We start from the raw sequence: 21,964 nt of genomic DNA, 5'->3' as shown, positions 1-21,964 counted from the left end.
TAATATGAAAAAGTTTATCTATACCATTCTGCTTGCCTTTTTAATGGCGCCAAATTTTGTTAAGGCACAAGAAAACGCTGGAGCCGTTGGACCGATGTCTTCGTTTCCGGTGGTGTACAAATACGACGAAAAAGTAACCTGGTATTTTGATTTATCAGGAACTACATTTGCCGAAACAGAAGATTTATACCTCTGGATATGGTCTCCATCTGAACCAGATGCTGGAAACTGGGAAAATTCTTCTGATTTTGCCAAACTCAAATATGAAGGAAATAAAATCTGGAGCTTCACTCTAACTCCAACGCTTTATTTTTCTAAAACACCCGACGAAATTGCAGCAAGCGCTGGGTTCTGGTTTCGTTTGAAAAACAAAAATGGATCTAAACAAAGCGATGTCGCCAATATGGCTTATACTGATTTTTCATCTTTTTATACTGCAAATGAAGTGATTAGGTCTTATCCTTCAAAACCATTGGTGGATAAGCCGGTCAGTATTTTGTTCAATGCTAATCTAAAAGATGGTTTTGCAGGTGTGCCTAGTGTTCATTTTCATAGCGGTCTAAACGATTGGGCTGTATTGCAAGAATATCAGGCTTGGATTCCAGAAGTTTCTGAAAAGACAAAGCTAAAAGATCTTGGAAATGGTTTTTACAGAATGGACCTTATTCCGCAGCAATATTACAATACCGAACCGGGATTTGTAATGCAAAATATTACTTTTTTGATGGTTGCAAAAGATTGGACAACCAATTCGGGCGACCAGATTATTTATGCTGGTGAATTTATACCGCCTCCGCCACCAGTTTTTGCTTTTTTTCCTTTGCAGATCAGCCAAAAAGATTTTTTAGGAATGTCGAGAAAAAATAATGAAGCTGGCGTAAACAAACTGCTTTATACAATTACGGCAGGAAGCAAGACAATTTCTGGTGAGTTTTCGGGAGGAACAGCAGAAATTAAGGGATTTGTCAATTTGGTTTCGGAGCTCAACGGGCTTCCAAATTTAAGCGAAATTCATGTTTTAGTTAAAGACAACAAAGACAAGACCATTTCAGACACGACTATTCCGCTTAAGACTTTAGATAAATAATCACTATTAAATTAAAACACCAATTCTAATGCATAGTAAAAATAAAACAAGCGTTCTGCATCAAATGTGGAATGCCAAGGAGGCGGTATTGCTAATATTGATGCTTTTTCTTTCTGCCGGTGTATGGGCCCAGGGAAAAAAGCAGATATCGGGTACCGTTTACGATAATACGGGCAGTGTCTTGCCAGGAGCTTCTATAATCGAAGTGGGTACAAAAAACGGAACTACAACAGATTTTGACGGTAAATTCAGTCTTCAGGTAGCCGTAGGAGGTACTATAGAAGTGTCTTTTATCGGTTCGACTACACAAAAGATTCAAATTACGGCAAACAGCAATACTATCGAAGTCCGTCTGCAGAATGACGGTTATGCTTTGGCAGAAGTTCAGGTTGTTTCTGTAGGTTACGGAAAAGTAAAAAAATCAGATTTGACGGGAGCTATTTCCACCGTTGGAGCAAATGATTTAGTAAAAGGAACGATTTCGTCTACAGAACAAGTTTTGCAAGGAAAAGTTGCAGGATTAAATATTATCCGTCCTTCGGGAGATCCTTCGGCGGGTTCTACTATTCGTTTACGTGGAGGAACTTCGCTGACCGCAAGCAACAGTCCGTTAATTGTGGTTGACGGTATTGCAGGAGTCGATATCAATGTGGTACAGCCGTCAGATATTAAATCGGTAGACGTGCTAAAAGATGCTTCGGCAACTGCAATTTATGGTTCAAGAGGAGCAAATGGGGTAATTATGATTACTACTAAATCAGGAACCAAAGGAGTTTCTGTAACTTATAGTGGGTTATCAAGCGTTGGCTATGTGGCCGACAATTTAGATCTTTTGTCTGCCAATCAGTGGAGAGCTTATGTTCGCCAAACCAGTAACCTTGACGCTGTTGACTACGGCGGAAATACAAATTGGCAGAAAGCTATTGAGCAGACAGCCATTTCGCAGTCGCATACTTTGAGCATCAACTCTGGAAAAGCAGACAGTGGTTTCAGAACTTCGATTTCTTATTTGAAAAATGAAGGAGTTATAAAAAGATCCGGTTTAGAAAGATTGAGTGGTAATGTAAGTGGTTATCAGTTTCTGGGCGATAATAAAGATGTAAAATTCGACATGGGATTATTTGCAAACATCGACAAATGGCACCCGATTGATTACAGAATTTTTGAAAGAGCTTATAACTTAAATCCAACAATTCCGGTTTACGATTCAAATGGAGAGTTTAGTGTGGTAACCGGAAATATCTATCAGAATCCTGTAGAGATTTTAACCAATAGAACTATTGATAATGAAAGACACAGGCTTTTGGGTTATTTTAAAACCGAAGTTAAGTTCTTGCGCGATTTTATGGCAACAGCCAATATTTCGCTGGAGCATAATGCTGTCAAAGGAGGATCTTACAAGCCGTCTTATGCTGTTATGGAAGGTCAGAATGAAGGAGGATATGCCCAAAGAAACTACGGCGAATTTACAAACGCTCAAGGCGAATTGTATATAAACTATAATAAAACAATTGATAAGCACAGTATTAGCGCTTTGGCTGGATATTCTTATCTGGAAAATATCTACGAAGGTTTTGGCGCACAAAGAGGCGGTTTTGTAACAGATGCTTTTAGTTATAATAATCTCGGGGCAGGTTACAATTATCGTTTAGGAGATGTGTATTCCTATAAGGGAAAATCAAATCTTGTGTCATTTTATGCTCGTGCAAACTATGGTTATGATGGGAAATATTTATTGACAGCAACCGTAAGACGCGACGGATCAAGCCGTTTTGGTGAAAATAACAAATGGGGAACTTTCCCGTCTGCTTCTGCGGCTTGGAGAGTGTCTAACGAAGAATTTATGTCATCTACAAAAGGATGGCTAGATAATTTGAAATTGAGAGTAGGTTACGGAGTTACGGGAAACCAAGACGGAATTGGAGAATACAAATCGCTTTCAATCCTCGGAGTTGGAAATGACAGTTATTACGATCCCGTTACTAAAACATGGAGTTTGGCTTATTCACCAAAACAAAATCCGAATCCTGATTTAAAATGGGAGTCGACAGAACAAATCAACGTTGGTTTTGATTTTGGTCTTTTCAACAGAATTACGGGCTCTTTCGAATATTATTCTAAAACCACAAAAGATTTATTATACACTTATGAAGTGCCTCAGCCTCCGTATTTGGTTGGAACAATGTTGGCAAACGTTGGCGAAATGTCTAATAAAGGAGTCGAATTGACGCTGAATGCAGAAATTGTGAAGGGAGATAAATTTACGTGGGATGCTAATTTGACACTGGGACACAACGTTCAGAAAATCGAAAAACTTTCAAATCCGACTTACAAAACAGATGTTATTTATAGTGGTTCGCTGCACGGATTGGCGGGTATGTCTGGACAATATTCGCAGATTATTGCAGAAGGTTATCCTGTTGGAACTTTCTGGGGATTCAAAAATGCAGGTTTAGATGCTGATGGAAAAATTCAGTACTATAATGCCGCCAATGAAGTAGTAGCTGAAAGTGCTTTAGTCGACGCAGACAAAAGAGCTTTAGGAAATATTCAGCCGGAACTGACTTTGGGAATCGGAATGAATTTCGCCTACAAAAATTTTGATTTAGGAATTTCTGGATATGGAATGTTTGGACAAAAAGCGCTTAATGCAACCAACATGATGTTGAACGACCCCAACAGATTACCTGCATTTAATGTTCCCGATGATTTCTTGAACAGTGGTATCACATCAGCTCCGAAATATTCTGATTACTGGATTGAAGATGCTTCTTTCTTTAGATTGCAGACAGTATCGCTTGGTTATACTTTACCATTAAAATACAAAAACTCTAAAGTGAGAATGTATGTAATGGGCGAAAACCTGTTTGTATTTACGAGTTATAAAGGTGTAGATCCAGAAATCGGCTTAAATGCTCAGGACGGAATAAACCAAACTGGAGTAATGGATCAAACCGGTCTTGCTGCTCCTGGAATTGATAGATACAATAATTATCCAAGACCAACTACAATTTCTGTTGGACTAAATTTTACGCTGAATAATTAAGCGAATTGATAACATAAAATAGTAACAATGAAAATCAAAATAACAGCACTTTTTTTAAGCATGCTTTTTACGGTATCCTGTACTGATTTGGACGAACAGCTTTATGATCAGGTAGAAGACGGAAATTTTGGAAACACCACTAAAGAAGTCGATGCGCTAGTCGGAGGAGCTTATTCTTCGCTAAGAGGATTCTCTGATGCCATATCAAACAATTTTCCAACCTGCGAATATGTTTTCTTTTTGAATGAAGTAGTTTCAGATGAAGCGACAATTCCGACAAGAGGAACCAACTGGTACGACGGCGGACAATATCAAGACGCTCAGAGACATACCTGGAAGGCAGATAATAGAATGATTCTTTCGGCTTGGCGTTATAACTATACGGGGATTGCAAAAATCAACGCAATTATTTACCAGATAAACAAATCGTCTTTGTCTGAAACTGCAAAAGCTCCGATTTTTGCCGAGTTAAAAGCGCTAAGAGCTTATTATTACTACAATCTTTTAGATTTGTTCGGAAATGTACCTATCGTAACAAATTTTGAAGATACGGATCTTCCGTCTAATTCCACCAGAAAACAGGTATATGATTTTGTCGAAAAAGAACTGACAGACGCAATTCCGTATCTGAATCCAAATGTGGTGTATTCTAAGTTAACAAGAAATGTTGCTTATTCCATTTTAGCTAGACTGTACTTAAACTCACAAGTTTATATCGGAACAGCGCGTTGGGAAGACTGCATCAATATGTGCCAGAAAGTTACAGGTTATACCTTAACGCCTGATTTCTTTACCAACTTTGCGACCGAAAATCAGACGTCAAGCGAAATTATATTTGCCATTCCTTACGATTCAAAAGCAGGAACGGTGGGGAATTATATGAATTCAATGTCGGCGCACTACAATCAAAAACTGGCTATTTCTCCGATCGGAAATTATCCTTGGAGCGCAAACGGAATGTGTGCACAGCCTGGAGTTTATTCTGCTTTTGCAGATACCGATAAAAGAAAAAAATGCATGCTTCAGGGAGATCAGATCAATCTGGCAACAGGTTCTGTAATTATTATGGACAACGGAGAACCACTTACTTATACTGAGAATTTAACAAGCTTGACAGATGCAAAAGAAAATGAAGGTGTTCGTTTGGCAAAATATGAAATGAAAGCAGGAGAAAACTGGGAACGTGATCATGATTTTGTGCTAATACGTTATTCAGAAATTTTGATGATGCAGGCAGAATGTTATGTGCGTTTGGGTTCGCCAGACTTGGCTAGACCATTTTTGCAGCAGGTTACTGCACGCGCTGGAGAAGAAATGCCAGCAGTTATAGATTTGGCTTTTATAGACCAAGAACTTCTGAAAGAGTTTACGTTTGAGGGAAGAAGAAGAACAGACAACATACGTTTTGGAACATTCTTTCAGCCTTGGTGGGAAAAAGGAGCGACAGAAGCTTACAGAGGAATTTTCCCTATTCCGAGTACCGTTTTGACTACCAATAAAAACCTAAAACAAAATCCGGGCTATCCAAATTAGGTTACTGGAATGTCAGTCTTCCATGTTGGTTAGTCGTGGAAGGCTGATATGTTTTTAATTTTTTTAGTAAAAAGATTCTAAAGATTAGAAACTGAATTAGGGGATTAAAAAAGATTTTGTTTCACGCAGATTCTGCAGATTAAAGCAGATTTGGTTTTAAATGTAAAAGAAATAATCTGCGTATATCTGCTTAAATCTTTTTAAATCTGCGTGAAATAAATGAATCAGAATAAAATCCTTTTTAATCTTTTAATCTGTGGCAAAAAATAAAATATTAAACAGTACATCAGTATGAAAAGATATATCAAATTATTGGTTTTTGGTTTAATGAATATTGTCACAGTTGCCGGATGCAGCAACGATGACAAAGGTTCAGACAATTCAATAGTACCAGAAAAAACAGAACCTGTTTCGGTCGAGAAAACCAACAGCACCAAAATTTATATGCACTACATGCCTTGGTTTGAAACCAAAGAAAGCAGTGCCGATAAAAAATGGGGATATCATTGGACAATGGCAAATAAAAACCCAGACAATGTAGGGGCAAATGGACGAAGAGAAATCGCATCCTATTATTATCCGCTGATTGGACCGTACCATTCAGGAGATAAAAATGTAATCGAAAATCATTTATTGCTCATGAAATATGCAGGTATAGACGGTGTTTTAATTGACTGGTACGGCACTTATGATGTCAACGATTATAGAATGGTCAAGGAAAATACCGAACAGCTTATTGATATGCTTGATGAGGTTGGTTTAGAATATGCGATTGTTTACGAAGATCGGTTTTTGACCAATATCGTAAATGCCGGAAAAGCAATCTCGGTAACCAGCGCCGCCAAAACAGATTTGGCTTATGTACAGAAAAACTATTTTTCGGATGCCAATTATATCAAAATTAACGGAAAGCCTTTGTTAATGAATTTCGGGCCAATTGTATTGCAGACACCTGCAGAATGGACAAGTGTCTTTAATACGCTGACAGAAAAACCAACTTTTTTGACGTTATGGGATCAGTCTGTAGAAGCTGGAGCAAATGCTTCTGGCGAATATGCGTGGGTGTACAAAAACAGCACTTACTTAACTAATTTCTACACCAATACCAAACCCAAATTAAGCGTAGCTATGGGAGCAGCATATCCTGGTTTTAAGGATTTTTATGCCGAAGGCGGAGGTGGTGCGGCAATTGGATGGACTATAGAACACAATAATGGAGAAACTTTAGACGAGACGCTTTCTTTGGCTAAAAATGCAGCTGTAAACTATCTTCAATTGATTACATGGAACGATTTCGGTGAAGGGACAATGTTTGAGCCAACTGTTGAATTTGGTTATTCGTATATCGAAAAAGTAAAAACTTTTGCAGGTGTAAAAAATACGGAAAATACTTTTCCAGACATCAGCAGATTGTATGAGTTACGTATACAGAAAAAAGGAAATATAGAAATCCAGAAAAAACTGGATCAGGCTTTTAATTATTTTGTTTCAATGCAACCTGCAAAAGCAAAACAATTAATGAGCGAAATTAAATAGGAGACGTAATTAATACAATTAAATAATGAGAAACAAAAACTATAGATACTGTCTACTGGCACTAGCTTCTACGCTTATTTTTGCCTGCAGTACAAAAAAAACGTACAAAATCAGCTCGCCTGACAAAGCTTCTGAACTTACTTTTGAATTAACGCCTTCTGGGCAACCTCAATACAGCTTTTCGTCTAACGGAAAATCGGTTATTGAACCTTCTTTGATGGGATTTGAATTTCAGGGTGCCGCAAAAATGACCGATGGTTTTGAAGTCGTTTCCACCGAAGAAAAATCGGCAGATGAAACTTGGGAACAGCCTTGGGGCGAATTCAAAAAAGTGCGCGATCATCATAAAGAACTGATTGTGCATTTAAAAGAAGCAAAAGGAGAAGAGCGTTTGGTCGATATTATTTTTCGAGTTTTTGATGATGGAATCGGTTTTAGGTATTCTTTTCCAAAACAGCCTCATTTGAAGAAGGTGAAAATTTCGAATGAAATCACACAGTTTACTTTCAAAGACAATAATGAAGTCTGGTGGATTCCTGTACACCGCGAAAACAGTTATTACGAAAGTGAATACCGTAAAACGCTGATGAGCAAAACGGATACTATCAACACGCCAGCGACTTTTGAAACAAAAGACAAATTGTATGTCGCCATTCACGAAGCCAATTTAACCGATTTTGCCTCAATGACGTTATTAAAAACTACTGATAAACAATACAAAAGTGATCTTGTTCCGTGGGCAGATGGTGTAAAGGTTTACGCCGAAACGCCTTTTGTAACACCTTGGAGAACCATTATTGTGGGAAAAAATCCAGGAGAAGTGGCAACATCTACCATTATGCTGAATTTAAACGAGCCTTCTAAGATTGAAGATCTTTCTTGGATCACGCCATCAAAATACATCGGAATTTGGTGGGGAATGCATTTAGAGAAATTCACTTGGGGACAAGGTCCAAAACACGGTGCAACCACAAAAAACACCAAAGAGTACATTGATTTTGCGGCAAAGAATAATTTTGATGGAGTTTTGGTAGAAGGCTGGAACGAAGGCTGGGACGGCGACTGGACAGCAGACGGTTCTGCGTTTAGCTTTACAAAAGCTTATCCTGATTTTAATCTGGAAGAAATAACCAAATATGCAGCCATGAAAAACGTTCGCTTGATTGGACATCATGAAACTGCCGGAGCAACAAAAAGTTATGAAAAACAGTTAGAAGATGCTTTTAAATTGTATCAGAAAATGGGAGTTAACTCGGTTAAAACGGGTTATGTAAACAAGTATCTGGATAAAAAAGAATGGCACGACAGTCAGTATGGTGCGCGCCATTACCGAAAAGTAATCGAAACGGCTGCGAAATATCATATCATGATCGACAATCATGAACCGATGAAAGGAACTGGTTTACAGCGTACTTATCCTAATTTGATGACTCAGGAAGGCGGACGAGGGCAGGAATACAATGCATGGTCTGTCGACGGAGGCAATACACCAGAGCATTTAACGACACTTCCTTTTACCAGAATGCTTTCAGGTCCATTTGACTATACGCCTGGAAATTTCAATTTTGATTATAAAACACCTTCTGGAGCAAGGGTGAAGACTACTTTGGCAAATCAATTGGCCTTGTATCTGATTATCTTCAGTCCGTTGCAAATGGCTTCGGATCTTCCTGAAAATTACGAGGGAAAACCAGAGTTTCAATTCATCAAAGATGTTCCGTGCAATTGGTCAGATACCAAAGTATTGGATTCAAAAATCGGAGAATACACTACAATCGTGCGTAAAGATTGGAGCGAAAAAAACTGGTATCTAGGGTCGATTACCAACAGAAATGCACGTGATTTAAAGATTGCACTTTCTTTTTTGGATTCTGGAAAAGATTATGAAGCCGAAATCTATGCCGATGGAGCAGGAGCAAATTACAAAACCAATCCGTATCCGGTTACCATCTCTAAACAAAAGGTCAATAGCAAAACGATACTAAATCTAAAATTGGCAGCTGGAGGAGGAACAGCAATAAAATTCACTCCAATCGAAAAATAATTTATTTGAGCCATTAAGTTTAAGTTTGGAGCCAAACCCGATAGCTGAAAAGTTATCGGGTTTGCTTTTTTAGGTTTCAAGTTTCAAGTTTCAAGTTTCAGGTTTCTTAGCTTTGAGCATATGTTTAACCGCATTTTATTTTTTTTAGGACTTCCTGGTAAAAATCAAAGTATAAAAAAACTCAGCGTCTTAGCCTCTTAGAACCTTAGCCCCTTAGAAACTTAGCCTCTCAGAACCTTAGCAACTTAAAAAAAACTAATGTTTATAAAGTTTCACATGATTTCCGAAAGTGTAGGTTGCGCCAATTGTCGGGCCGTTGTAGCCCCATTTCAGGTCGCCGTTTAAACGTTTTTCTACAGCGTTTAATTTAAAATTCAAGCCGGTATAACCTGCGGTGAGGCTAAAATTCTGATGTACATTGTATAAAACAGAAAGTCCGTAGCTTATTATTCGGCCGTCTATGTTGTCAATTTTTGCTGCGAAATAATTGGCATTTGCGTAGAGACCGAAACGTTTTCCTAAAACAAACTCTCCCCAAATACCTAAATCTGGAAGTGGTGCCGTAAAATTGAAATTTTCTCTGCGTTCTCCGCCGACTTGATTGACATCTAGCCGAATGCCCAATTCTCCAAAAAGAATATGTGTACCAATCAATAAGCCAACTTCATATTTTGGTTTTGATATAATAGAATAACCGTAAGCAATTCTGGCAATCTGAATATCAAAAAAGGCAGCAATACGTGCATTTACATCATAAGTTTCCTCTCCAAAATTAATAGTTCGTTCAAGTGTTTTGACCGAATTTCTATTCAACAGGAAGTATTCGAAACCTAGTCGCGATCTTCTTGAAATTCGCCAATCAAAAGTTCCCATAAAAGAAGAACTAGATTTGTTAAAACCTAAATCGTCTTCTAGATCTATGTTGGTGCCTATGTTTCCGTTGTTGCCGTCTACTCGTATTTCGGTATTGTTTACAGGGAAAAACGCCCCGGCAGTAACTTTGAATCTTCGTGCGTGCCAAGGAAATTCTACTTCGTCCTGAAGATCAAATTGTTCTGTTTGAATGTTGATTATGCTTTCCTCGGAAATGTTTTCAGCTGTAGTTTGCGCCTTTAACGGAATCCAATAAAGGGTGATTATCAAAAAGTATAGTGATTTTTTCATGAGCTTGGATTTTAGCTTGTCTGGATTTTTTTCTAATTAAAGTTAGTAAAAATTATCTTTCATTTTATGTTTTTAATCTAATTTGTGGGATTTAAGATGTTGCTAATCAATAATGTATGTTTGATGTGCTCAACTAAAAATAGTTTTGACCCTTTTCAAATTATTTTGAAAACAGAAATCACAGAAAAGAAGTTTTGGATACGAGTTTGCGTGAAGGATGGGAGGAAGCTGCCGAAGCAGCCCGGACAGCCTGACAGCATCCTGATAAGAGGGCGTATAAGCGTAAAGTAATTTGGCCCTCTTATCGGGATGGTGGCACGCCCAAATTATTTTTTGCATTTTTTAGAATTGAAATGCCCAACAATTAAAGCTGTTTATTTATATTTGGAAGTAAATTCTTAAATATGAATAAAAATTTAAAACGTTTTTTTGTAAAGTCTTTTGTTGTTTTAGTACTAGTGCACCTTTGCTATTTTCTGTACGGTTTTTTTACTTTTAAGGGGATTAAAGCAATAAATAGCTATACTGAATTTTACCGTTTTAAGTTTTATGATGATGTTTCGATTTCGCACTTTTTTGTGAGTGGTTTGTTTTTGTTTTTCTTCCTTATTTTTTTGATTCGAAATCACTCTAAAGAAAGATATAAAATCGGTAATCTTTTGAAAATAGGGTTATTGCTCCTTCTGGTTTCTTTTTTAAGCTTTTCGTTTTTTATCAGTTACAGTTTTGGAATGAATGCGAAAATGCGTTCTGAGCTGCCTGAAAAAAAATTAAATGAGGATAAAAAACTGCTCAATGTTCTTAATCCGTTTTTGTATGGCTTCACTTCTTACAGTTCTCAAAAGCTGTTTAATTATGAGAATATTTTGTATCCAAAACCCTATCCGGTAATTAAGCAGGAAGATACGATTTCTGGGGGCGAATACCCGATAACCGAAACGAGCTATTACAGTATTGATACCCTTAAGATTCTGGCAAGTACATTTGAAAAAAACTCTAGTAAAGCCGATAGTATTCTGAATCTGCTGGGTTTTGATAAAAAAGAGTTGCAGAAAAGAATTATTTCTAAAAAAACGATAAAAGACAGTATAGAAATTGTTTTTAAAAGTGTTCCCGTACATCCCGAACACGATCAAGATATTTGTATTTTTTTGCAGAATAAATCATTGTTTAAACCTGTTAAGGGCGATTCTGTCGCTAAACAGCAATACCAATCGGCAGTAGAGAGATATAAATTATTATACAAGGCCAAAAAAGATTCTTTGACATATGCGTTTCAGAAGCTCAATACTATGCTAAAAAAGTATAATATTGAAACTGATTTGATTCCGAAAGAATTAACGCAAGATGTTTATCATTACAGAGACAATAATGGAGAGCCTTTAAACGGAATCAGAAATAATTTTGACAGAAAGGCTTTGACTGAAAAATTTGCAGTTTTAGAACGGTTGTTTTATGAACCTAAATTCCTGCATCCGAATATTATTGAAATTTTCTTTGCCGTTATTATCTCGGTTTGGCTCTTTCTGTTTTTGATTTACATTGCCTTTAATTTTAAAAAGAGATAGCGTCTTACACTCTGTGATAATCGGCTTTCCAGTGTACGATTGCTTTTTTTATGGCGTTTGCGCTGAGGTTGTTTTTCAGAACATCTTGAACAAGAGGCTCCAATTCGTTGTCTGGCGCAAATCGCAATGCAAATATTTGATCGTCTGTGAGTTTGTATTCAAATTCTTCTAATCTTTTGCCTGTGAGCGAGAAATAACGATAACGCATTTCGAGACGTACGATTCTGTTTTGCAGCGTTAGCGCGTAATGCTGGCGCAACATGAAAGCAAGACAAAATAAAAAAATGAAAACCACGCTGATAAAAGACCAGATTAAGCAATCGTCTGTCGTGGCGGCAAAATAAATACTGCTCCCTAAAAAAAGAGTCAGGATAGGATAATAAACAAAATGATGTGGGGTATAAAATCGTATATGATTATTGTAGGTTTGAATCTTCATATTTTTTTCTTTATTGCGGTTTTGCTATGGTATAAAAAACAAAGCTGCCCTAAAAAGATAGAGCAGCTTTTTCCCAAAAATAAACTAACATAACCAATGTTCTCTTTATAATCTAAACCTGTTACGGTTTGTCTTAGTAATATCTATAGTTCAAGAAAGCCGTTCTGTTTCATTTAAAAATCAATTTCTATTGGCTTAATTTCGTTGATGTAAAATTACCTCGGTTGTCAGAATTTTTTGTTATATTTTAATTCGAAAAAGTTACATGATTCCAATATTTGGTATTTTTTTTCGATTTTATTTGTGCCTTTTCTACAGATACGTTTTTATAATTTTCCATTCCTCTAACTTAGATTCGTACGTTTTTCCAGCATTGGCGGGGCTTGTAGAAGGTAGTGTGTACATTTTGTACTCTTTTTTGAGTTTTACATATTTTTTGAAGAAGGCGGCAGCTTTTTGTCCGTTAAAAAAAAGAGCCTCAATATTAGGATGCGATTCGAGAAAGTCTTCAAAATCATTTGCTATTTCGTTTTTAATGGCGCTGTCGAGGCTTCCTACCCGGTCGCAGAACTGCAATACATCCCAAAGTGCTATTTTGTTTTTATCGAGGAGTTTTTTTCGTGTTTCATAATTTGTAGAAAATTCTTCATTTAATAAGGTAAACATAAATTTCCAGAAATTGTTTTGGCTATGGCCGTAGTATTGGTTGATTTCGAGAGACTTGGTTCCAGGCATGGTTCCTAGTATGAGGATTTTTGAGTTTGAATTGGAAATGGGAGGGAATGAAAAACTTTTCATGTTATTTGAATTAAGAAATAATTTTATTGAGTTAAAATAATCTGATAAGTAATTATAAAACAAAACCAGAAAATTATATAACATTTCTGACGAACGATTAAGGAACTTTGAACTTCAGATTTAAAGATACAATAACAATAAATCTGATTTGCAATTTTTGAATTTTAAATCGATTTCCAATGAAAATAGTTACCATAAACACAGAGAAAACTCAAAACATATTTGATGAGTTGAATGCAAATTTCGGAGGCAAAGTAACTTTTGATCTTGACGAATATATGCTAGAAGTAGAAAATAGTTTTGCTTCTGGCTCTATAATCGGTGCTTCATTTAATGATAATATTTCGTATGTACAGTTCGACATGACTTTTAAGGCCGATGTACGAATGGATATTTTAAATCTTAAATCTTCTCCTATTTATTTTGCATATTGCTCAAAAGGAAGTTTATCACATAGTTTCGGATTAAGTGGCGAAGAAAGAAAACTAAAAACCTTTCAGACCGCTATTGTAAGTTCTACGCAAAAACAAGACAATGTTTTGTCTTTTGAAAAAGGAAAAAACACAAAATTTACCCTTATCATTGTCGGAACACAAAATGAAACACAAAGCAACTCTTTAAATCAAAAAGTTAAAGATACTTTTTTTGAGAACAACCTTGTACGCGATTTCTTCTATGTTGGTTCTTACAATCTTAAAATTGCCGAAAAAATCGAGCAGTTAAACTCAGTTACACAAACAGGAATCGTTAGAAATCTTCTGAAAGAAGGCATTTTAAGAATCATCCTGGCTATGGAAATTCAACAACATTCTGATGATCTTCATGCTTTTGCAAACGAATCCAACGGACTGACATTGAAAGAAATGGAAGAAATCAAAGAACTTTCAGAATTTATCAAATCTTGCCCAGAAGAAAATTTCACTATCAAATCATTGAGCAAAAAATCTGGATTGTCGCCAAATAAGTTACAGGAAGGCTTTAAAATGATTCACAACCGAACTGTAAACGACTACATTACCCATATGCGAGTCTTAAAAGCCGAAACCCTGATTCGAACATCAGATTTAAATATTTCAGAAATCGTTTACTGCATTGGTTTCACCAGTAGAAGTTATTTCTCTAAAATCTTCAAACAGAAATTCAACTGCAGTCCAAAAGAATATAAATTCAACTTGAGCCCAATGGCTATTACTGCATAAATGAGATGTAAAGTAAAGTTGCAAAGGTTTATCAATTAATGTCGCTAGCTTTAAGCAAGATATATACTAAAATGCTAAGATTCTAATTTGATTTAAGTTTAAATGAAAACTTAAAATACAAGTTAGAATCTTAGTTTTTTTATGCTAAAAATCTACTTGCAACTTTCCATCACATAGATTGAGTTGCGCTTCACTAAAACAAATACACGTTTCTCAGTAACTTAACAACTAAAAAATTACCTTCCAAACCTGTAATATTCTAAGTCAGTATTCTTTTTGTTATTAATGGAATCCATTATAGAATTCATTCCGATTACGCTGAAAGTGATTCCGTTTCCTCCGAAGCCCATTACATAATGTTCATTTTTTTTAGGATTTGGTTTTCCAAAATAAGGAAGCCCGTCTTTTGTTTCTCCAAAAGTTCCCGCCCAAGAATAGTCAATTTTTACATTTAGGTCTGGAAATCTTCGTTGAAATTGCTTCATAAGATAAACCTCTTTTTTAGAAATGAGCTTATCTCTTTTTTTCGGGTCTTTAAAATCTTCATCGCCTCCGCCAAAAATAATTCGGTTATCTGCTGTAGCTCTAAAATAATTGTATGGAGAAGCAGTATCCCACAAAACAGCATTTTTTAAGACCTGAGGAACTTCTACCACGCTTTCTGTAGCCACCGCATAAGTGCTTTTTAAATTGACTACTTTTTCGCTTAGTGTCTCAGTGCTCTCGTAACCCGTGCAATGAATTACATGGTCGGCGGTAATGGTAAACTTTTCGTCGGTTACAGCAATGCATTTTCCTTTTTGATGCTGAATTGAAGCAATGTTCGTACGATCAAAAATCTGCATTCCGTTCTGCTGGCAGTGGTACAAAAGGTCGCTTGCAAGTCGGTACGGATCTAGAACAGCCGCGGTTTTAGATTCGAGTGCTGCCATTGCATTGAGTCCCATTTTGTTGAGTTCGTATTTATTAAGCCAGCTGATATCAAAACCATGCTGTTTTCTGGTTTTGAATTCATTCTTCAAATACGGAATATCCTTTTTGAATGAAGTGAAATAAATACTTTTTTTGAATTCAAAGTCGCAGTCAGATCCGATTTCGTCAATAATCTGCCTAAGGTCAAAAATTGCTTTTTTTCCGTTGTTGTAGCTATCGACAGCGCATTTTGTTCCTCTTAGCTTGATCAGCTGGTGCAACGGAACATCGATTTCGTACTGCAGCAAGGCGGTGCTTCCTGCCGTGCTTCCGCCACAGACATCCCGCCGGTCGACTAATATAATTTTTTTTCCTTCACTGATCAGTTTGTAAGCAATTAAGGCGCCTGTTATGCCGCCGCCAATAATTAGGATCGATGTGCTTAAATCAGAATCCAGAGAAGGGTAACTTGTTTTCATGGCATTTCGTATAGGCCATAAAGTCTCAATTGAGCGTAGTTTCATGTTTTGGTTTTGTTTTTAGAGGTATTTTCGGTAGTGTTCTTGGGAGTTTGTTTGGTCTTTTTTTGGTGTTTACGTTTGTGTAATTCGTGCGCTTCTGCAATAGAATGAGACGTTCTGATGCCTTGCTCTTTTTTTGACAGCTCGCTCAGACGGTGGTAGTATTTTTGCACAATTAGCATTTCTTCTTCGGTCATGCTTTCTATATCTACCAGACTGTTGCTCGCAGATTCGTTAGAAGCTACCAATTCGTTCAATTTGAGTTGTATAGCAAGAGAATCTTTATTTTGTGCCTTCTGAATCAGGAAAACCATCAGAAAAGTGATTATCGTAGTTCCGGTATTAATTACCAGTTGCCAGGTTTCTGAATAGCCAAAAACCGGTCCCGATGCCGCCCATAAAATTACAAGGGCAAACGCACTTATGAAAGCAGTTGTGCTGCCGGCTGCTTTTGAAACTTTTGAAGCAAATTTTTCAAAAGCACTACTGTTTTGTTTTTCATTTTTCATTTGAGTTTATTTAGATTTACTCACCTTCTCTTTTCGGATTACTTTGTTGTTTTTTTCATCATAAACGGCATCTTCTATCTTTTGGCCGGTTTTGCTAAAGATTTTTATCTTCGGATCTTCGTGCGTACCCGTAATTACAATCGGAAAGCCGATTATGCCAAACAGCGGAAGCCCTAAACGCATTCTTAAATCCAAAAGACCGTCAAAACTGGTTGTTCCTTTTATAGTAGGTTTAAAACTGGCAACGGTAAATGTAAAAGGCTCAATATGAATAAGATTATTATCAATATTTGACTTGATCTCGATTCCTTTCATATCAGGATTATTCAAACCGTTTTGTCCGGTTTTAGAACTGATTCCGTCAAACAGCTTTAATCCTTTAATTTTTACATCGCGCAGATTTATCGTTCCTCCACCTTCAAGAGAAGGATAAATCGGACTCATGTTTCCGTCCAAATCTCCTTTAATAGCATAATCTACAGAGATTATTCCGTGGGCTTTTTCTGCAGCCGTCACCATATCATGAAACATCGGTATTTCTTTATAAGCTCGTTGAACATCAAAATCCTTGGCGCGGAAATGTGCATCAAAATGTGCAGACGTTGGGGATTCGTCTCTATAAGCAGCATCAATTCCTAAAATACAGTCGATGATACTAAAGGTAGTGTTTTCTAAATAAAATCCACCTTTTTTTATTCCAGTTTTTCCAGAAAGTTTATTGAATATCAATCCGTTATATTCTACTTTGTCTGCATTTGCATTTAAGCTTACATTTAGATTTTTCGGAATTATGACTACACCACTCATTTTTGGATGATCTTCCTTGGCATATTCTACGGCCACGCTTCGCTCTTTATTTTCGCCTTGTTCGAGCGCCATAAATTCGTCTACATTAATTAATTTCGATTTCAAATTAAAATTACCGCTTAATGTTCCGTGAGATTCCAAGAAATAATTTATGGTATTGAGCAGATAACCATTGATATCAAAATCTGATTTGCCATAAAAAGCATTAAATTTCTCAAACCACATTTTTTCGTTTTGAAAGCGGAAATTTCCCTGTTTGATAAAAAAGGCTTTTGGGAAAAGTTCAGAAGTGGCTTTTATGTTTTTAAGAACAACCGTTCCTTTATTGTCTAATTTATCATATTGTCCGTTTGTCGCATAACTTTGCTTTCCTTTCAGCGAAAGGTCAGCTTTTGCGTAGCCCGTCAAGTCAAGGCCTTTTTGAGAAAACACCTGATAAATTCTACCCACATTTAATTCTCCCTTAATTTTAGCATTATAAGACAAATCGCTAAAATCTGATAGCGCGGCATTTACATACATCGGATTTCGTTCGAAAACAAAAGAGGCAGGTGCTATCGCAACAATCAAATCTTTAAACGTTCCGGCTTTGTTCAAAACATTGGCGACAAAAGTGATGTTGGTAATCGGATTCGGGTAATATTCTGTTTTCAGCCATCCGTTTCGCAGTGATATACCTCCGATAGTTTTTGGAAACAATTTTTTGGATGTACTGAAATCACCTTTTGCCTTGATATCGGTCTTTAAAATTCCTTTTAAATCGATGCTGTTTAATCCCAATGCCGCATCGACAACAGCAAGGTCTAGTGCGCCTTTAACACTTGCGTCAATCTTCATTTCGCTTAGGCCTTTGCTGTGCAGATACGCATTGAAATAATCTTTTTCGCCGACTTTAAAACTTAATTTTCTTAGGTTTACCAGTAACTGTTCGGTATCAAGCGACGGAAGAATCGCATTTAGATCCATTTGAAAATCGGTTAGCGGCACTGGAGCGCTTTGATAATTTACGGCACCTTTATCTATTTTTAGGTTGAAAGCTAAATTGGGTTTCTGCTTTTTAGAAACATTATAATCTCCCTTAAAAGTAAGCAGCAAATCGCTTCTGCCAGATATTTCTGTTTTCTCAAGCCAGGTTAAATATTCTGGAGGCATTACAGACAATAAATCCTTAACCGTAGTATCTTCTGAAGCGGCTTTGATATTTATTTTGTATCCGTCTCTTAAAATGGTAAACAGACCTGTAAATTTTAAAGGCAGTTTATTGATATGGAGTTCGTTTTTCTGTAAAATAAACGAAAGGGCATGCGTGTTGATTCGAGTAATCAAGTCCGCAGAAACTTCTTTTTTTCTTAAATAGCCAGTTCTGTCGTAATAGAAATCCAGATTGTCGATTTTTGCGTTGGTGGCTAAGTCAAAAATATCTTCGCTAAGATTTCCTTTTCCAACGTAGTTAAATCCTTTTGCATCTACCAGAATTTTGGCAGAACGATCGTTGTATTTTACATGACAGTTTTTCAAATCAATTCGTTCTAAACGAATCGCAGTTCCTTCTTCTGGAGCATCTTTATCTTTTTTATCCTCTTTTCGGTCTTCTGGCGCTACATAGATATTATAATTAGCCTGACCTTTCTCATTAACCATTACATTGATCAAGGCATCAGAAACATAGAGTTTGTTGATTTTTACTTCATTATCAAACAAAAGCCTTTTTAAGTTTATTCCGAAAGCTACTTCCTCTGCTTTTAGTAATGTATCATTGCTGAAAGGAGCGGAGCCGGTAAGCGACAAATCATCGAGTGAAACAGTTAGCGAGGGAAAATGAGTAAAAAAGGACAGTTTTGATTTTGAAAAATCTAATTTGGTGTCTAAACGTTCGTTGGCAATCTTTTTTACTTCTGAAGCAATTTTTCCAGGAAACAGCAGCGGAATAATAAATAACAAAAACAAAATCACTGCGATTGAAATTCCAGTGATTTTTAAAACTTTTAAGGCGGTATGTTTGATTGTGAAAGGCATATAAATAAGTATTTTGCTGTTTCGTGGCAGCGGTTAAAAATAGATGTAAAAATGCGGGCAGACGGTGTTTAAAAGTTATAAATTATGATTAAGAGTTATAAATGATAAATTACTTTTGACCGGATTTTTTCTTTTCAGCTTCAGCTTTTTTTGCCTCTTCCTGTTTTTGTTTTTCCTTTTCCTCTTTCTCTTTTTGTTCTTTTAATTCTTTCTCTTTCTGCTCTTTTTCTTTAGCTGCTTTTTCTTGCTGTTCTTCCTTTTTTTCTTTCAGCTCTTCTTTTTTCTTTTCTTTTTCCTTCTCTTTTTTCTTGAAGTAGCCTCTAAAAAGGAAATTGCTTTTGGCGGCTTCCATATTATCGCTAAATCCTTTTGTTCCTGATTCTAGGTTCGAAAGTGTGTTCGAAACGCTGTTTGCCATTTTATCATCGCGCACCAATCTGGCCAGAGCTCCATTTCCGTTGTTCATGCTATGGCTGAAAATGGCTAATTCCTCAGAGATGACGCCGACATTATCAACACTTTTCTTAACGCTTTTCATAAGATCGGCCATTTCGATTCCGTCTATAGAGGCCAATTGTCCGTTATCTTCAATAATTTTCTGTGACTTAAGGCCAGGAGAAATGGTAAGCACTTTGTCTCCCATCAATCCGTCTGAACCGATACTAGCGCGTGCATCAGTTTTGATAAATTTTCGGACGTCTTCTTTCATCACCAGAACCACCACGACAGAAGAGTCATTAATCAATTTGATTTCTTCGACAGTTCCTACGTTTATTCCAGAAAAACGTACATTATTGCCGACTTCTAGTCCGCTCACATTTTTAAATTGTGAAGTGATGTGAAAGGTTGAACCAAATAAATTCTGTTGTTTTCCTATAAAATATACAGCCATTATAAAAAGCAGTAAACCTATTGTTACAAACATTCCTAATTTCCAAGTATATCCCGATTGCTTTTCCATGATTTCTAGTATTTTATTTTGCTTTATTCAAAAAATGAGCGTACCCATTCGTCTTCGTCTTTTTCAAGTTCTTCGTATGTTCCTTCAGCATGTATTACACCATCTTTTAAAACTACGATTCGGTCTGCCGTCAGTTTCGCGCAGGCCATATCGTGCGTAATGATTATAGAAGATGTTTTTTGCTTGTGTTTAATGTCTAAAATCAATTCACTGATTTCTCTTGATGTTATGGTATCCAGTCCTGTGGTTGGTTCATCGTACAAGATGATTTCAGGCTTCAAGATTAAGGTTCGCGCAAGTCCGATTCTTTTTCTCATACCACCCGAAAGTTCTGACGGCATCTTATCAATAGCATCTGCTAGGCCAACATTTTCTAGCGCTTCCATAACTTCATTTTCTATTTCTTCGGCGCTTAGATCTCGCTTGTGTTTGGTAAGCGTAAAAGCAAGGTTTTCGCGAACAGACATCGAGTCGTACAAGGCACCACTCTGAAATAAAAAGCCTATTCTGACTCTGATTTCGTTGAGTTCGCTTTTTTTCAGGTTTAGTACATTCTCGCCAAAGACTTTTATTTCGCCTTGATCGGGTTCTATCAATCCAACTACGCACTTTATAGTGACTGATTTTCCAGAACCAGAACGTCCTAAAACCACTAGATCTTCGCCTTTGTTGAGATCTAGGTTTACGCCTTTCAGAACCGTATTGTCTTTTCCGAAAGTTTTATGCAAATTCCTAATCTCGATGATAGGCTTTTTATCTTCTGATTTTGCTTTTGGCTCTTTATGTAATTTTTCTTTAATCATTTTTTAAAAGAATAAATCGGTTATTTGAACTGCTACCATATCAATTATAAAAATGCTTAGTGATGCCGTTACAACAGCAGAGTTTGCTGCTTGACCAACACTTTCGGTTCCGTTAGAGGCATTAAAACCTTTAAAACATCCTATGATTCCAATGCAAAAACCAAAAAAGAACGTTTTGATTGTTGCAGGAAAGAGGTCTAAGAATTCTAAAGATTGAATGATTTGTGTGAGGTACCTATAAAAGTTTACATCTCCGTGGATGTTTATTCCGACATATCCTCCTATGATTCCGATAGCATCGGCAAAAAATACCAAAATTGGCACCATGAGCGTGCAAGCCAGGACTCTAGTTACCACTAAATAATTGTACGGATTGATTGCTGCGACTTCCATGGCGTCTATCTGTTCGGTTACTTTCATAGAACCCAATTCGGCACCAATTCCCGAAGAAATTTTCCCTGCACATATCAACGCTGTGATGACAGGTGCGATTTCTCGTATCAAGGATAAAGCTACCATGCCAGGAAGCCACGATTCTGCTCCAAACTTAACCAACGTAGGTCGCGACTGCAGCGTAAGAACCAATCCCATAATAAAACCTGTAATCGCTACAAGTGGCAACGATTTATAACCGATAACATAACATTGTCTTAGAAACTCTTTGGTCTCGTAAGGCGGAACAAAAACCTCCTTAAAAAACTTCTTAGCAAACAAAGAGGTTTCTCCAATTTCTGTAAATATATTTTTTAGGCTGAGAATCAAAATGTTAATGTTTTAATGGTGAATGATATAAAAAACAGCCAATCAGATTCTAAAATGCTGATTTTGCTATATTAAATTTACTTTCATTATAGGTAAAAAACCTTACACAACTTTTTTACAACTTTATATAATTTTCATCGTAGGCACACAATAAAGATTAGAAAGCTGCGTTTGCAAGAACTTCTATAAACAAAAAATCCCTCTTGCGGAGAGGGATTTTCTGGGTCAAAATGAAGTATTTGGTTAGCTTCATCTATGT

Annotated in this window: 16 protein-coding genes; 7 read left to right on the top strand and 9 right to left on the bottom strand. The window is 36.7% G+C overall.

Annotation, left to right across the window (positions count from 1 at the left end; translation table 11 throughout):
* The first annotated feature begins 4 nt into the window (after positions 1–4).
* The 5 genes from E0W73_RS08650 (at position 5) to E0W73_RS08630 (ending at position 9,246) form a co-directional block, all read left to right on the top strand.
* Positions 5–1,087, top strand: a complete 1,083-nt coding sequence (locus E0W73_RS08650) for a hypothetical protein (RefSeq protein ID WP_135221686.1) — start codon at positions 5–7, stop codon at positions 1,085–1,087.
* A 28-nt stretch (positions 1,088–1,115) separates the two neighbouring features.
* Positions 1,116–4,133, top strand: coding sequence for a SusC/RagA family TonB-linked outer membrane protein (locus tag E0W73_RS08645; protein ID WP_244248455.1), 3,018 nt, complete (start codon positions 1,116–1,118; stop codon positions 4,131–4,133).
* Between the two features lie 27 nt (positions 4,134–4,160).
* The gene (locus E0W73_RS08640; RefSeq protein ID WP_135221685.1) at positions 4,161–5,666 is read left to right on the top strand and encodes a RagB/SusD family nutrient uptake outer membrane protein; all 1,506 of its coding nucleotides are present in this window, start codon (positions 4,161–4,163) and stop codon (positions 5,664–5,666) included.
* Positions 5,667–5,957: 291 nt separating this feature from the next.
* Positions 5,958–7,202, top strand: coding sequence for a glycoside hydrolase family 71/99-like protein (locus tag E0W73_RS08635; RefSeq protein ID WP_135221684.1), 1,245 nt, complete (start codon positions 5,958–5,960; stop codon positions 7,200–7,202).
* Between the two features lie 25 nt (positions 7,203–7,227).
* Entirely contained in the window at positions 7,228–9,246 is a 2,019-nt protein-coding gene (locus E0W73_RS08630) for a glycoside hydrolase family 97 protein (RefSeq protein WP_135221683.1), read from the top strand.
* Between the two features lie 255 nt (positions 9,247–9,501).
* On the opposite strand, the gene E0W73_RS08625 is transcribed toward E0W73_RS08630, so the two are convergent.
* The gene (locus tag E0W73_RS08625; protein WP_135221682.1) at positions 9,502–10,410 is read right to left on the bottom strand and encodes a hypothetical protein; all 909 of its coding nucleotides are present in this window, start codon (positions 10,408–10,410) and stop codon (positions 9,502–9,504) included.
* 659 nt (positions 10,411–11,069) lie between these two features.
* Between E0W73_RS08625 and E0W73_RS08620 the strand changes: the two genes are divergently transcribed.
* Positions 11,070–11,978: a hypothetical protein gene (locus tag E0W73_RS08620; protein WP_244248454.1), complete on the top strand. Its 909-nt coding sequence runs from the start codon at positions 11,070–11,072 to the stop codon at positions 11,976–11,978.
* Positions 11,979–11,982: 4 nt separating this feature from the next.
* Here E0W73_RS08620 and E0W73_RS08615 read toward each other — a convergent pair whose 3' ends face one another.
* On the bottom strand, positions 11,983–12,417 hold the full coding sequence (locus tag E0W73_RS08615) for a DUF6526 family protein (protein ID WP_135221680.1): 435 nt from the start codon (positions 12,415–12,417) through the stop codon (positions 11,983–11,985).
* Positions 12,418–12,729: 312 nt separating this feature from the next.
* Entirely contained in the window at positions 12,730–13,215 is a 486-nt protein-coding gene (locus E0W73_RS08610) for a DNA-deoxyinosine glycosylase (RefSeq protein WP_135221679.1), read from the bottom strand.
* A gap of 179 nt (positions 13,216–13,394) precedes the next feature.
* Between E0W73_RS08610 and E0W73_RS08605 the strand changes: the two genes are divergently transcribed.
* Positions 13,395–14,414, top strand: coding sequence for a helix-turn-helix domain-containing protein (locus tag E0W73_RS08605; protein WP_135221678.1), 1,020 nt, complete (start codon positions 13,395–13,397; stop codon positions 14,412–14,414).
* Positions 14,415–14,650: 236 nt separating this feature from the next.
* Here the strand turns inward: E0W73_RS08605 and E0W73_RS08600 are convergent, their stop codons facing one another.
* From E0W73_RS08600 to E0W73_RS08575, 6 genes are all read right to left on the bottom strand, one after another.
* Positions 14,651–15,850: an NAD(P)/FAD-dependent oxidoreductase gene (locus E0W73_RS08600; RefSeq protein WP_135221677.1), complete on the bottom strand. Its 1,200-nt coding sequence runs from the start codon at positions 15,848–15,850 to the stop codon at positions 14,651–14,653.
* Positions 15,847–16,356: a low affinity iron permease family protein gene (locus E0W73_RS08595; protein ID WP_135221676.1), complete on the bottom strand. Its 510-nt coding sequence runs from the start codon at positions 16,354–16,356 to the stop codon at positions 15,847–15,849. The genes E0W73_RS08600 and E0W73_RS08595 overlap by 4 nt, the downstream gene beginning before the upstream one ends.
* Positions 16,357–16,362: 6 nt before the next feature.
* Complete coding sequence (locus E0W73_RS08590) at positions 16,363–19,179, bottom strand: AsmA family protein (RefSeq protein ID WP_135221675.1); 2,817 nt, start codon at positions 19,177–19,179, stop codon at positions 16,363–16,365.
* 109 nt (positions 19,180–19,288) lie between these two features.
* The gene (locus E0W73_RS08585; protein WP_135221674.1) at positions 19,289–20,140 is read right to left on the bottom strand and encodes an MlaD family protein; all 852 of its coding nucleotides are present in this window, start codon (positions 20,138–20,140) and stop codon (positions 19,289–19,291) included.
* 23 nt (positions 20,141–20,163) lie between these two features.
* Positions 20,164–20,943, bottom strand: coding sequence for an ABC transporter ATP-binding protein (locus E0W73_RS08580; protein ID WP_135221673.1), 780 nt, complete (start codon positions 20,941–20,943; stop codon positions 20,164–20,166).
* Between the two features lie 3 nt (positions 20,944–20,946).
* Positions 20,947–21,705 carry an MlaE family ABC transporter permease gene (locus tag E0W73_RS08575; protein ID WP_135221672.1) on the bottom strand — a complete coding sequence of 253 codons (759 nt, stop codon included), beginning with the start codon at positions 21,703–21,705 and terminating at the stop codon, positions 20,947–20,949.
* Positions 21,706–21,964 lie beyond the last annotated feature (259 nt).

It is taken from the genome of Flavobacterium foetidum, assembly GCF_004634245.1.
GTDB classification, from domain to species: domain Bacteria; phylum Bacteroidota; class Bacteroidia; order Flavobacteriales; family Flavobacteriaceae; genus Flavobacterium; species Flavobacterium foetidum.
Note: the sequence above shows the minus strand (reverse complement) of the source record. Positions and strands in the feature narration are given on the sequence as shown.